The following is a 14,093-nucleotide window of genomic DNA, read 5'->3' as shown; positions in this document are numbered from 1 at the left end:
TCCGCTAAAAAAGCGGTGGCGAAAATATGGAAGAAAGAACCTTACCAATACAAGCCAGATAGTAAATAATTTAAATAGTACTTTAACCGTTTAACCTGTAAAGTATTTTCAGGAACCTTCCAAGTACACAATTGTCCGGCTGTTCTTCCCGAGAGGCTTTAAGCGTGGTTTACCAGGCTTTCTCACTGGTGCTTTTTGGCCAAACAACAAAAGTAAAGAAGTAGTAATTAGTACTCCCCGGATATAGATACCAGCTTTATAAAAAAAATTATCTGCTTTTATAAAAAGCCGCTGCTTTAAGCTTGGCCCTGTATATTCTTTTGCAGTAGCTGGCTTACTACCTCTGTAATTTAAAGATGTAGCTTTACCCGACCGGATCTGTTTTGATTGTTGGGGAGAAAGTTTTAGGGGTTGGCTACTATTTTGAGATGATGTTAGTTGCGAAAGGCGCGCCTGGTGGATTTCCTGTTCATGACTCATGATGTAGTAATCACCGAAAATGAGGACAGAGGTAAGCAAACCTAATATAAGAATCAGATTTTGCTTTTGTCCGGTGGAGGGTTTAGTGGATGGGCTTTGCATACCAAAATTGATTAAGCCTAAGAAAATGTTCAACCTTACAAAAAGGAACCACCGGCAGCAGATAGCTAATCTATTTCAATTTCTCCCTTCCGTTTTCCTCTATTCTCACCAATATTTTCTGTTTTGGTCTTTTGCCTGCCACTGGTATAAGTAATTGTTTCTATAGCACTCAGCAATTGCCTGGCTTGCAATAACGGTGCCCTGTGTATCGTTTGTTTCTCTTTACCTGTTTTTAGAAAATGGTAAGGATGATGTAGCGGCGATCCCAATACAGCTTTGTTTTCCAGGTGTTTCAAGGACCGGTAGAATGTTTTATCGTATTCCCTTTTTACGGCAATTTGCTTCACCCGTTCAACTTCCAGCCTCCCCTCTTTCGGCAATTGTAAATTTAAGAACTCAATTCGTTCTTCAATTCTTTTTGCTCTGCCACTATCTCGGCTGGAATCACGTTCTCGGACTTTAAGTTTTTCACGCTCCAGGGCTATATAATTAAACTGTTGTTCAAATTGTTGCCCGGCTGACTGTTGCCATTTCATTAAGTTAAACCGGCTCCTTCTTCCACCTGGATTCAATGTTATTTTTTGCTCCCTATCTCTGGCACTTACAATAAAATGAATATGCGTCTGTAAACCCGGACGCCTCTCCCCTACCAATGCTTTCCCGGCTAAAACGTCCTTATCAGTTCCCCGGTACTCCCGCTTCTGGTGAATAGTACCAAACCAAATGAGGTCTTCACTTTGAAGATTTCTACCACCTTGCAAATTAAAATTTCCAGCATATAACTTAATAACTTGCCGGGTATAATCCTTTAGCAATTGCTCATTATTATGGATATGCATTAACTCATTTTCACTCGGCGAAATAATAAGCGAGTAAAACTTTTGTTCCTGCACCCGCAGTCCTTTGGTATTATTATCAATGGCTTGTTGCACGTATTCCGGCCTAATAAAGTCATCATCCTGGTTAAAGAAAATAGCAACCTCTCCCCTATCTTTGCGGGCTTCGTGTATTAAATAATTAATCGTTTGCAGACAGCTGCCTTTATTATTATATGCTGCTTTGCCATGGGTTTTAGGGTCTATTAACTTCACATACATAGAACAACTGATTAGAACCGGAATTATTTTACCTCAGAAATTCGGGATACTTTTTTACCAGGCCCTTTACTTTTAGCAACTATAAAAATATCATGAACCTGGCTTTTAATAGCTGTGTCATTCTGCTCCCGTAGCTGGTCTACCTTTTCCTTTCTTCTTAATAAATCATCTTCCGGCAATGTACTTAATACTAACTCTTCTAATCGCAACACCCTCTCTGTAGTTAGCCGAATTCTGATTAATTCCTCTAACATCGGCATTAAAATACCTCTTTCCTCCTCCTGCATATACGCAAAAAGTCTATCGCCCAACCGATTCATTTGTTGCATAATCAATGTTCCTTCCCGAGCCTCTACCTCCACTGGGTTAAGCCCACGTAGCGCAAAATAATTAACCGCTGCGTCTAGATAATCAATATTTTTCAACCCGAACCGCTTGGCTTCTTTCACTATAGAAGTGTGGGCAATGGTGGTCATCCGCACTGTTGTGTAACTTCCTTCTTTTGTTGATTCTATGGCCATAAAACAACTATCTATTTACATTTAAATACTGATTTTCAACAACTTAGTTATTAAAATTTACAAAAATAAACTATGTTTATTACAAATTATTGATTTACAATAATTTAGAACAACTCAGGTGTTCTCTTCTTGCTAAAAATTCATTAAAAATTCAAATTCTTTTCCAATAAGGAAATTCAGAAAAGTAAATATGTTGAAATGTTAACTTTTAAACAACTCAACTTATTTACATCTTAAGTTGGAATAAACTTTCTACTATTAAGTAATCAACTTTTCCAATTGTGGATTATTCAATTTATCAATTTGTTAACAAGTAGATATTTATAGGTATTAACTTTTAAACATGATTACAAATTAGTTTATTTAATTATGGCTTTATTAATTTGTCAATAGATTAACATATAAACTTGTTAATTTTTAACTTTATTCTCTTTTATAAATATTAATCAGTTAATGGCATAATGAGTTACTAAATTAATTCATCAATAAGTTATTAAATAAACTCATACATAAATAAACTTAATAACTTATTTATTTGTATACAAATTAACATTTTAACTTTTGAATTTACCAACTAATTCATTTATTTATTTATTAAATTTTTATTTTGTATATTTCTAAATGAATTAATTTGTTTATAATAAAATAAATAACCTTATTATTATTTTAACTAATATACATGTTAATTTGTAAACTTATTACTTAATAAACTTTGCAACATTTAAATTTATCTACTTTTTAATAGGTAAACTTTTTAACTAATTTCTTTTTAAACAAATGTTTAAATCAATAAATTAATTTATTTCCAAATTTACTTATCAATTTCTAACAGTATAAACTTATATATTTATTATCTTGTATACTTGTTAACATATTAATATATCAATTATTTAACAGGTTAATAAATAAATTTATTCAATGGTTTACTTTTTAACCTATTAACTTATAGATTTGTAAACTAGTTAAACCTGTAGATCACGATTGTTTTAGTAAATATTTATAGTAAATGGGAAAAATAGTAAGTTTTGCTACTCAGAAGGGAGGGTCCGGAAAGTCAACGCTAACCCTGGTGCTGGCCACGAGTCTGGCGGTAGATTATAATCTTAAAATAGCGGTGCTTGACTGCGATTACCAGCAAAGTATTGTTAAGACCCGGTTACACATGGATGCGGAGAATCTGGAACAACTAAAAGAATCAGATCCGGATGCCAGTTATCCTTATGATATTTTTCCAATGGCCATGACAAAAATTTTCGACTTTATTGATGACCCGGAAAATTCTAATAAATACGATTTAATAATACTAGACTTACCTGGCCGGGCCGATGCGAATGAAATATTCGATGCCTTAACTGCCTGCGATGTTGTTTTTGTGCCCTTAGTGTCGGATTACCTGGACCGGGCATCAACCGCTGACTTTATGGGAATACTGCATTCTATTAAAGCGGTGGCCGATAAAGAAGGAATTGATTTCTCTTATTATGGTCTTTCTACAAAAAGAACGAATAGGAGGGAGGATAAGGAAATGGATGAGTATATTGAGCAAATAGGATTGTCCCGTTTAAATTCTTCGCTGGGACTCAGGGCAGCATATTCTCGGCCTTCGACACTTTTCAGTTTGCAAAATCCGGCATTTCTTCGTTATGCCGGGGGCGATAAAGCAGTTAGTGATGAAATAAAAAGTCTTTGCGAAGAAATCATTCAAAAATTAGATTTACCAGTTACCGATTTAACCACCATAAAAGATGCCACAGCCGAATAAGTCGAATAAGTTTACCATAAAAAAGCCACGAATTACCTTAACCGAAGAGCAGAAGAAGCAGGCCCGTTCCGGTATGGCCGGGGAAGCTGTGAAGGTCAGTGCCGAAACTACAACAGCTCCTGAAGCAACTGAATCTAATGCTGAGGTTACTAATCAGAGTGTTTCTGTTCCGACTGCACCGGAAACAACAAAATTAACCTCTGTTCCGGAACCTTCGGAGATGCCAGCTCTGGTTACTGCACCGGTTCCAATTCCTGTTGCACCCATAGAACCGCCAACACCGGAGCGAATAGTAGAAGAAATAGCGCAAACCCGCCAGCAGGGGAGGGGTAGCCGGGGGAGAAAAGCGGAAAAGAATATTCCACTGCCGGCCGAAGATTCAGAGACGCAGCATGTCAGAATGTCGAAAGATTCGGTTCTTAAAGCTAAAATGAATGTATTATTATTACCGCCTAGCTTTGGAATCAGGAGCTTAAGAGATTACGGCGATGCGGCATTTGCCTTTTACGAACAACACTTACGTAAAATAGGAAAGCTGCCGTAGATATAGGGCGATTAATGCTTTAACCAGGCTTACGATTTCTATCCTTTAAGCTAAAGGATAGATAATATCAGTAAACCAGAAAATCAATCATAAGACATCTGCTTAAAATGCTCGAAAGGATAGATATTGTATGTCATTCACTTACAAAATCTATCCTTTTTAGTTATAAGGCCACTAGGCACACAGATTTAGCTCAAATTTGACTTACAATTTCTATCCTTTAAGCAGGAAAATGTTTATACGAGGCATATGAGGCGGGTTTCACATACAATTTCTATCCTTTCATCAGCTGTAAATGCCTTTAAAGCCTCCATTAAAGAAAATACTTTACAATTTCTATCCTTTTAGGGATGGCCTGGTCTGGCGGCAGCTGGGCTGCAAATTATAATTACAATCTCTATCCTTTTACAATCCAGGAAGTTAATTAACAACTAAAAGTTCATGACTTACAATTTCTATCCTTTTATTCAATATTCAATTTGTACCAATTTCCCCAAAAAATGGCTTACAATTTCTATCCTTTAGTAGGCTTTAGGCGTATTTAACAGCAGTTTAAAGGCAGATACTTACAATTTCTATCTTTTACAATGTTAAACCATATATTTTATTTAAAAAGTGCAACTCGCGCCTTTTTTAGCAAAACATTATTGTATTTTTTTGTTTTTTTGCCTCAACTAGTTTTATTTGTATTTCAGAATAACTGCCCCAAACCAACATCCTTAAACGCTAAATATTTAGCTGAAACACAATTTGTTGATATTTTGAGTATTTGATCAATATTTGCAGGCTCTATAAGTTATTGATTTATAATAGATTACACGGCCTATAGTATAGATATTGTAAGTCTAAGGATAGATATTGTAAGCCAAAGGATAGATTTGGTAAGCAATAAAGATAGAAATGGTAAGCCCAAAGGATAGGTTTAGTAAGTTAAAAGATAGATTTAAAAAATAGTCTTTCTTTTTAAATACTAACATATTATATTTGGTTGCAAGCAATACTCTGTTTAATGGAAGCAAATGATATTTCGGCTGTTGAAATAAGGCAGCATAACGCGCTTACCACCGCCCGCTACGAAATGAGCGCCTGCGAAATGGATATTATATTTTCTTTACTATCAATGTTAAAGAAGGATGATAAAGCAGGGACCATTTACCAGCTAAAAGTGAAAAGGCTGGAGGAAATGACGGGCCGCTCCTGGAATTATCAACGGCTCCTGGAATCAACTTCAAATCTTAGAAGTAGGGAGTACCATATTGAAGATAAAAAGCAAGTACTACAAGTAGGGCTACTGGCCTCGGCACTCTACATAAAAGGAGAAGGCATTATAGAGTTAGAAATATCAGAACGGTTACGGCCTTATCTGATTGACTTAAAAAACAATTTCACCAGTTACCGCTTGCAGGCGGTATTTAGCCTTTCCAGCAAATTTGCCAAACGTATTTATCAAATCTGTTCCCAATGGAAAGATATAGGCGAAACACCCAAATTTTCGCTGCATAACTTTAAAGTAATGCTAAGTCTGAAGGACCCGGCCGGGAAAGAACCGGAGCAGTACGAAAAGATATCGGCCTTTAAGAAGTATGTACTGGATACTGCCGTTAAGCAAATAAATGAAAGTACCGATTTAAGAATCAGTTACGAACTATTTAAAAAAGGCCGGAATTTTGAAGATATCCGGTTGTATGTAAAAAACCAGATACCGCAGCAAATTCCAATTCCATTTGAAGAAGTAGTAGACGATGCCAAAATGGCTACCGCCCGTCAGCACCTGGAAAGCCTGGGAATAAAAGATCCGAACCTGGTGAAGAAGATACTGGAAGACCCCAAATTAATCAGGGCGTTATTTGATTTTATATACAAGTTAAAAACTGAACGCGTGAAGGCAAAATCCAACCCGGGTGGGCTCTTCTTAACCATAAATGGGTTGATATAAGCACTTACTTTGCAATTGTAAATTTATCCGGCATTAAGGAGCCTGGATTAATTTACAATTGCAAAACCCATTATTAGTAAAACCTTCCCAATAGGCTGGCTCAACGCCTATTAATTACCTCTTAATCATTTAATTCACAAAACCGATTTAAACCAATATCTAGGCTAAAATCAGGTAGAAAATCTGACATATTTTGCATCATATATTAGGCATTTACGTATAATATATTATACATTTTTTAATAATTGTAAAGTATAGCATATGTCAACGCAAAGCACAAACCTAGAAAAAGCTACCTCCTGGGAGGCAATATGCTTCCCGGTACAAGAGGAAAAATTACAGGAGTTGCTACCTGGTTCTTACAAGCTACTGCCGTCTGACAGGCAACGGGCAATAGTGGGCTATATGCCCGACGGTACCCAGCATATATTTGCGTTACAAAGCGATGAATATACCTTAATTTCAAATGAATTCCTGCATTCGGTCGTAAATAGTGTTGCTACTGAATATACCATAGATACCCGCTTTTCCTCGCGGGGCGAGTTCTGCATTAATATTATTCTGCCGGACAGCATAAAAGTAGGTAATGAGCGTATCTATAAAAATCTTATTATTAATAATTCTTATACCGGAAAAAGTCCTTTTAATATTCAGGGTTCCTCTATTGAATCTATTAATGAGGAGAAAGTAAAGGTATCTTACTACCGGCAGATATGTGCCAATGGCTTGATGGGCTGGGCAGATGAGTTTTTGACCTACGAGGAATATTTAAACTGGCTGGCCAATGGCCAACCTAAAAAGTATCTGGATGCTCTGAAAGAAAAGGTTGAGCAGGTAAATCTTGTGCGCATTAAAAAAGAAGAAAAAATATTGGCAGAAACCTTCCACCACAAAAGTTTAAACCTGGACATTTTCAGAGACCATTTAACAAAAATTCTGCGAAATTTTGTAGCCCAAAAAGATTCGGTCACCGGTGCCGTATATAACAAATTGGTTCAGGTAAGCATGCCTACCGATTCTGATATTCAGAAAGTTATTCAGGAATCTGGTTTACCTAAAAAACTTGCCGGGCTGGCCATTGAGCGGCTCCGGGAAGAAGAAAAGCTGTTAGAAATTGAAGCAAATTTATGGCTGGTTTACAATGCGGCCAATTTTGCCCTGTTTAACGGCAAATCTGCCCTTACCATAAACGAACGTTTTAAAGCAGATCAAAAAACCTTTAACTATTTAGCTGCCTTAGCTTTATAAAAACCCATTTAAAGCTACCGAATAGGTGGGTTGTACCAACGCCCACCTATTTTTTTATTCGGGCTTATTAGCTGTTTTACAATTGCAAAAAAGGCACTTTTTCCCTACCGCCCTTTTGCCTTGGTGTAGATTTCTTTTACGGCAAATACATTGGAAGCATAATTCGCCAGACCCGGATTTTACAACCGCCCACTAATTAACCAATGGTGGGTTCGCTTTTTTGCGAACCGCCCATTAGCCTTTTTCTTAACCAGTACAAGGGGAGGGGTTGTGGTGTGGCCAGCCGGGGCAGCACCTTAAGCAAAGCGGAAGGGTTGCCCCGGCTGGCCACATTACAACCCCTCTCTTTGTACTGGCCTTTTCCGGCCATTGCCGGATTAACAATTGCCTGATGGGTTCGCTTTTTTGCGAACCGGTCAGGCTCCGATTCAGCTTATCGTTGGAATAGGGGAGGGTGGCAGGGATACCGGCCACCTGCAAAGCCGGCTATTTCAGCCGGTTTTGCAGGTGAGCGCCGGAGGGAAGTAGCCCGGCCAACAGGCAACGCTTTTCGGCTTAAAATAAACCGGAAGCAATATTAACTCCCTCTTGGTAGAAGAAATAGTCTGAGCCTTATATATTTTGGAGATTATTAAATTTTAACATTGGGGCGGAAGGGAAAAAACTCTTCTAAATAATCCTGATGCTAAATAATCTATTTGCCTAATAAGCTATCTCCGATAATAAACAAGCAGCTCGATTTTAATTAATTTAAGAGATTGATACCTGGTTGTTCTTCTGTATTATAGAAACACTTCTCTTTCAAATACCTCCGCATTAACAAACACCATAAAGCCGGTATTAACCAATGGCCTGTTTACCTTACTTTGCCTGCATATAGCTTTGCCAGTTAACAATAAGCACTTTCTCCTCCGGCAATAACAAATAGCCATACTCATAACAGAAGTTATAAATATTACCCTGCCGGGTTTGGTACTGGTGCGTAAAATACCGGAAATCAAAACCCTGTAGTACCAGATACTCCCGGCGGGTGGTGGTTTTACCCAGCGGGCTTAGCGTTTTCAGGATACTGCGGTTTCGGCGTAAAGTGCGATTAATGTCCAGCATCAGGCGCTCGCCGGTATCAGCTTTTTTCTTCCCGTTGTTCACTTGTGCCCGGCATTGATCGGAGCAATACTTTTTATCGCTGCGCCCGATTAAAGCTTGGCCACATACCTGACAGGTAGCAGAGGTACTTTCCATGGTTAGATGCTAAGCGCGTTTATAAGCGGATAATTTCGGATATATACGCTTATTAAAATACAAAAGGCTGAAAGCAGACGTACCTTCGAATACCAACCTAAATTCTAATGCACCCAACGGCCTTACCCGTTCTCTTTCTGAATCTTCTGGACCACCAGGGTAAAACCTATATAAAGTTCTGGCATAAGCCCCACCTGGCTATCAGCGGAAAGCTAAAAACAGCTTCCTGGGTTAAATATAGTAAAACCTACAAGTGTTATGTAATGCACCATTCGCCGCAGGCACTGGCCCAGACCCACAGCCATTTTGCCGGGGTGGCCACAGTAAGCACGCGTTACCTTTACCGCCAAAGCCGACTCCCTGCCGGGAAAACCGTACTTACTACCGACAACCCGGAGGTATTAACGGCTTTACCTAAACCTACGGGCAAGCCGCCGCTGAAACTAATACCTTTGCAGCACGAAGGTAAAACGTACCTGAAGCTGCAATACCCGCCCGAAAGTAACCTGTACCCCCAGCTGAAAGCACTAAAGCAGGTGAAATGGAGCCGGACTTATGGCTGCTTTCTGACCTGGGCCCAAGCCGATAAGCTGCATCTGTTAGTAGCAGAATTGCTGCCCCTGGTACATCTGGCTTTATCGCAGCAGATACAGGTAAAAGATTTAAGTTTACTCAAAAAGCTGTGGGAGCAATTATACTTAGCAGACCCGCACTTTCTGCCCTGCCCTTTGGCTTACCTGGAAAAGATGCAGCTGTTGAACTACAGCCGCAACACCATGCGAACCTACCATGCCCTGCTGCTGCGGTTTCTGAATACCTATGCTACCAACGGATTAGCCGTCATTAATGCCTTTACCCCGGAGCAGGTAAATCAGTATCACATGGCTTTGCAGGCCAGGGGACAATCGTATACCTATGTCAATCAGTCCATTAATGCCATTAAGTTTTACTATTGTAAACTACTGGGCCGCCCGGACATGGGTTTAGCCGAAGTAAACCGGCCGGCGCAGGAAAAGAAATTACCCCAGGTATTGAGTAAAGAAGAAGTGGCCGCTATCCTGAAAGCGCCGGACAACCTCAAGCACCGCTGCTTGCTGCAACTCTTATATTCCGGGGGCTTGCGCATTGGGGAAGTAATAAACCTGAGGCTTACGGATGTACAATCGCAGCGGCGTTTGCTACTGATTCGGGGTGGCAAGGGTTCTAAGGACCGCACGACGCTGTTGTCGCCCCGATTGCTGGCCGAACTCCGGCAGTATTACCGGGTATATAAACCACAGGTATGGTTATTTGAAAGCCCGGAAGGAGGGCCTTATTCTGTGGGAAGCATCCGGAAGGTGTTTCGAGCGGCGCTGCAAAAAGCGGGCATTAACCGACCAGCTACCCCGCATACGCTACGCCATTCATTTGCCACGCATTTACTGGAGGGTGGCACAGATCTCCGCTACATTCAGGCACTACTGGGGCATAACTCCAGCAAGACCACCGAAATCTACACCCATATTACCCAGCATGGATTGGATAAAATAATTAGTCCCCTGGATGGTTTGAATATCTAGAAAATATAATATATTTATAACTACTTAAGCCAAAAATTTATATAAACGCACCTGGTAAAATAAATGCACCATAGACGATGAAACATAAATTATTAATAACCAACTTTTTAACTACAAACTACCACCGGTTGGTAAAGGCGATATAAACGCCAGTGGTGCGGTTACATAATAGTTAGGGAAAATATAAAAACTTAGTACAGATAAAACCTTCTTAATGCTTAAACTGATACCTGTTATTTTACTAGCGTTTCTTTGCGTTTCTTGTTCTAATGTTGATTGTAAGGGGATAGCCGAGTCAAGACGTTCAAAATATTGCAACATAGTAGTAAGAGAGGCCCCTGTTTCTGGAAGGTGGTTTGAAATAAAAGGTATAAATCCAGAAACTAAAGAAGAATCAACTTATTCAGATATGGAGACTTGGTATGTGCAGTTTTATAAAAATATTCAGGTTGGTGATACGGTAGTTAAGAAGCAAGGTGAACTTGAATTTTTTATTCATAAAAAGGATACCGTTTTAGTTTATCCTTATGAGTGTGAAGGGAAAATTTATAATTAAAAAAGAACCTACTTTCCCTAACAACAATTAAAGCCCATTAAAACGGGCATTAGCAGCGGCCCGTTACCAGCAAGGCTATTGGCAGTCTTTAAATTATGAGGTACGACTTCTACGCTGACCAGACCGACAAACTTACTCTACTTGACTTCATCTTCAATGAAACAGACTTGCAGGTGTTTGACTTGTCTTCACCATACGGACAAAACATCAGCCAGTACAAAAGTGCTAAGGAAGTATCTGCACGGTTTGACCTTGTTAACGGAGATAAATTTGCCGTGACTTTTCAGCTTTGGACACCTCGACACAAAGGAGAACCTGTTTTCAGAAAAATTGACCTGGACCCAAAGCGTTGTAACGGACATACCTTTCGACATTCAACAGACGGCTGGGGTATGATACAACTGAATTTCGGTGGTGTAAAAAACAACATACTTTCTCTATCGCACATCGGTCATTTCAGTGAAAAAGATGCAACTAAATGGCAAGGGACAAATAAGTTTAACGGTGACATTGACGATTGGGATTGGAGAGAAGTGCAAGCGACGTCAAAGAAGTTGAAACAATTCATTCACAATAAACTTGCCGCCGAGAAATTCGGAAATACGGATGTTCTACTTGGAGCATCTAAGTTGCACGAACAAGGAATAGAATTTAGGTAAATACTAACTGACAAGAAGCCCTGCTGGTAATCGAGTAGACGGCCCCACCAGCGGTAGCTGATGGGGAGCGCCTCTCACACCACCCTGCGTACGGTTCGCGTACAGGGCGGTTCGTTAAGGATAGCATAATCGCTCTTCACACCGATTATACCCTTACCCTAATTTGAGATAAGGCTGGCAGACTCTTAATCTAAACCTCCTTATCAGATTTCGGGCAACTTAACGTTTGGCCCTTCACTGCCCGGTGAGGCCTCCGTAGTGCTTACGGCTCGTTTCCGGACGGCTACTATGGCCGCTGCTGACTTCTCCCTTGTTAACCCGTAACAGAGAGACCTCCCCAGGTAAGACGCTTATCCTTCCCCCTAAGCCGGCTGCATCTACACAGAATTGTTTGTTGGTCAGAGGGCTTCACAAAGATGTGCTTGCTTACCCACAATTCTCTGCCTCTTATGCAGTTTCTGTTCGTCCGTTCAGGGTTTTGCAGTCCTGCTTCCTTCACTGCTTGGGTCACCCCAAACCAGCTTGCAGCTTGCTAATTGGCTTCACCAACTTGCCAATAAGGGATTTGCACCCCCTGGATAATCTGAGTATATTTCAGAGGAAATATTACTCGCGCCATGCTGGGCGCACACATGTGCTTTAAAAAATAGCGGCTGAAGCACTATATTTAAGCCAATAATAAAAATGTTGCTGTGGTGCAAGGTTGAAGCGGCATTGTTCCAAAATCCGCTACTTCTTAAAGCCATTCTACGTTAGCAACCATAATTTTGAGAAGACCGACATGAGATATATTCCTGTAATTGCAATCTTAATTTTAGCCACAACGACAATAGGTTTATCTCAAACAAATGATTCCGCCCCAATGACTGGGACTAGTATTTTGGGATTTAGCCTTTGTCGGACAACTCTGACCGATATCCGGAACCTTGCCAAAGATTTCAAAGTGATTAGTCTTGAAGAAATGGATTTACCTAAGAATTGTTATGGTCAGGATAGCAGATTTACAAATGGAGAAGGCTATTCTTCAGAACAATACCCAGGAGTGATTTTTCAAAAAGGAAATCAATCGGACTATGTTGGTAAAATCAGATTGACTAGAGATTTTGAAGGGAAACTACCAAATGGTTCTATCATTAATATGAAGACATTAAAATTAAGAGATGTCTTTGCTATATATCCAGCATTCAAAGACAAATGGAACTCAAGAGGTTGTTCTGACTATTGGAAATTTTCAAATGATACAATATCCTTTTATGTCAAAATCGATAAAACCATTCAGCCGCAATTTCCAATAAATGAAAAATATTATTATGACAAGCCGGTTGAAGGTATTGACCTCGTGCTGTCCTGTTATGGACTTTATAACGAGCCCACTAATGTTTTTACAGAACATGACAACGAGCCTATTTTCTTTCTTGACAGTATACGCGTAAATAGAGGTGTTCTGACATCATATGAACCAACCGAAATCGCTTCTATCACAGTTTTCAAGGACACAACTGCAATCAGAATTTTGGGACCCGAAGGAAAAAATGGAGTTATTTATATCTATACAAAGGACTACGCAAAAGGTCGGTACTGGGACTATTTAAAATCTAAGTCAAAAGATTACCTAAAGGCAGTTCCCTCTGCTGACAAAGACCAAGGCGTTGTTTACATCTTAGATAATAAGGTATTGGAGAAGGATTTCGAGGGAGACCTTTTTAACCTGACCGACAGTAATTTTCGTGATATTAAAGTGATTGACAAAAAGACTCTAAAGAAAGATTTTAAAATCAATGACAAGAACTGGGGAATATTAATTAGGACAGTTTCAGGTAACGGGAAATAAAATTACGGTTGCTAATCGAGTAGACGGCCCCACCAGCGGTAGCTGATGGGGAGCGCCTCTCACACCACCCTGCGTACGGTTCGCGTACAGGGCGGTTCGTTAAGGATAGCATAATCGCTCTTCACACCGATTATACCCTTACCCTAATTTGAGATAAGGCTGGCAGACTCTTAATCTAAACCTCCTTATCAGATTTCGGGCAACTTAACGTTTGGCCCTTCACTGCCCGGTGAGGCCTCCGTAGTGCTTACGGCTCGTTTCCGGACGGCTACTATGGCCGCTGCTGACTTCTCCCTTGTTAACCCGTAACAGAGAGACCTCCCCAGGTAAGACGCTTATCCTTCCCCCTAAGCCCTACGATTAGGACACAAAATGGAGCGGGGAGCTGTTGGGGGTAAATGGCAGATGCAATATTTAGCAACATTCGGATAGCGCGACGGGTCAAGCAAGTAGTAGAAAAGATAATAGAAAAGCAAAGTGTGGTGATACATCAGCTAAGTGCGAGCGAAGCCGAGCAGCGGAGTTACTACCGTCTGCTGCATAACCCCCGTTTGCA

Annotated in this window: 13 protein-coding genes; 9 read left to right on the top strand and 4 right to left on the bottom strand. The window is 40.0% G+C overall.

The window, feature by feature from the left end; translation table 11 throughout:
* Window positions 1–108: 108 nt before the first annotated feature.
* The 3 genes from F0145_RS25730 to F0145_RS25720 all read right to left on the bottom strand — a co-directional run bounded on the left by F0145_RS25730 (window position 109) and on the right by F0145_RS25720 (window position 2,200).
* Entirely contained in the window at window positions 109–582 is a 474-nt protein-coding gene (locus tag F0145_RS25730; RefSeq protein ID WP_150093519.1) for a hypothetical protein, read from the bottom strand.
* 65 nt (window positions 583–647) lie between these two features.
* Window positions 648–1,679 (bottom strand): DUF5712 family protein, encoded by a 1,032-nt coding sequence (locus tag F0145_RS25725; protein ID WP_150093517.1) that lies wholly within the window; start codon window positions 1,677–1,679, stop codon window positions 648–650.
* Window positions 1,680–1,702: 23 nt separating this feature from the next.
* Entirely contained in the window at window positions 1,703–2,200 is a 498-nt protein-coding gene (locus F0145_RS25720) for a hypothetical protein (RefSeq protein WP_150093515.1), read from the bottom strand.
* Between the two features lie 1,006 nt (window positions 2,201–3,206).
* Here F0145_RS25720 and F0145_RS25715 point away from each other — a divergent pair.
* The 5 genes from F0145_RS25715 (at window position 3,207) to F0145_RS25695 (ending at window position 8,082) form a co-directional block, all read left to right on the top strand.
* Window positions 3,207–3,962, top strand: coding sequence for a ParA family protein (locus tag F0145_RS25715; RefSeq protein ID WP_150093513.1), 756 nt, complete (start codon window positions 3,207–3,209; stop codon window positions 3,960–3,962).
* On the top strand, window positions 3,946–4,506 hold the full coding sequence (locus F0145_RS25710) for a hypothetical protein (protein ID WP_150093511.1): 561 nt from the start codon (window positions 3,946–3,948) through the stop codon (window positions 4,504–4,506). Before F0145_RS25715 ends, F0145_RS25710 begins: the two co-directional genes overlap by 17 nt.
* 1,009 nt (window positions 4,507–5,515) lie before the next feature.
* Window positions 5,516–6,442 (top strand): replication initiation protein, encoded by a 927-nt coding sequence (locus F0145_RS25705; RefSeq protein ID WP_150093509.1) that lies wholly within the window; start codon window positions 5,516–5,518, stop codon window positions 6,440–6,442.
* A gap of 261 nt (window positions 6,443–6,703) precedes the next feature.
* Window positions 6,704–7,690 carry a hypothetical protein gene (locus F0145_RS25700; RefSeq protein WP_150093507.1) on the top strand — a complete coding sequence of 329 codons (987 nt, stop codon included), beginning with the start codon at window positions 6,704–6,706 and terminating at the stop codon, window positions 7,688–7,690.
* A gap of 203 nt (window positions 7,691–7,893) precedes the next feature.
* Window positions 7,894–8,082, top strand: coding sequence for a hypothetical protein (locus F0145_RS25695; protein ID WP_150093505.1), 189 nt, complete (start codon window positions 7,894–7,896; stop codon window positions 8,080–8,082).
* Window positions 8,083–8,551: 469 nt separating this feature from the next.
* Here the strand turns inward: F0145_RS25695 and F0145_RS25690 are convergent, their stop codons facing one another.
* Window positions 8,552–8,932 carry a DUF2116 family Zn-ribbon domain-containing protein gene (locus F0145_RS25690; protein WP_150093503.1) on the bottom strand — a complete coding sequence of 127 codons (381 nt, stop codon included), beginning with the start codon at window positions 8,930–8,932 and terminating at the stop codon, window positions 8,552–8,554.
* Between the two features lie 107 nt (window positions 8,933–9,039).
* On the opposite strand from F0145_RS25690, the gene F0145_RS25685 reads away from it, so the two are divergent.
* The 4 genes from F0145_RS25685 (at window position 9,040) to F0145_RS25665 (ending at window position 13,537) form a co-directional block, all read left to right on the top strand.
* Window positions 9,040–10,491, top strand: coding sequence for a tyrosine-type recombinase/integrase (locus tag F0145_RS25685; RefSeq protein ID WP_150093501.1), 1,452 nt, complete (start codon window positions 9,040–9,042; stop codon window positions 10,489–10,491).
* A gap of 214 nt (window positions 10,492–10,705) precedes the next feature.
* Window positions 10,706–11,047 (top strand): hypothetical protein, encoded by a 342-nt coding sequence (locus tag F0145_RS25680; RefSeq protein WP_150093499.1) that lies wholly within the window; start codon window positions 10,706–10,708, stop codon window positions 11,045–11,047.
* A gap of 95 nt (window positions 11,048–11,142) precedes the next feature.
* Window positions 11,143–11,706, top strand: coding sequence for a hypothetical protein (locus F0145_RS25675; protein WP_150093497.1), 564 nt, complete (start codon window positions 11,143–11,145; stop codon window positions 11,704–11,706).
* Window positions 11,707–12,487: 781 nt separating this feature from the next.
* Window positions 12,488–13,537, top strand: coding sequence for a hypothetical protein (locus F0145_RS25665; protein ID WP_150093493.1), 1,050 nt, complete (start codon window positions 12,488–12,490; stop codon window positions 13,535–13,537).
* Window positions 13,538–14,093 lie beyond the last annotated feature (556 nt).

This window comes from Adhaeribacter rhizoryzae (assembly GCF_008629685.1).
Classification (GTDB): Bacteria; Bacteroidota; Bacteroidia; order Cytophagales; family Hymenobacteraceae; genus Adhaeribacter; species Adhaeribacter rhizoryzae.
This window is presented reverse-complemented; position numbering and strand designations above follow the sequence as displayed.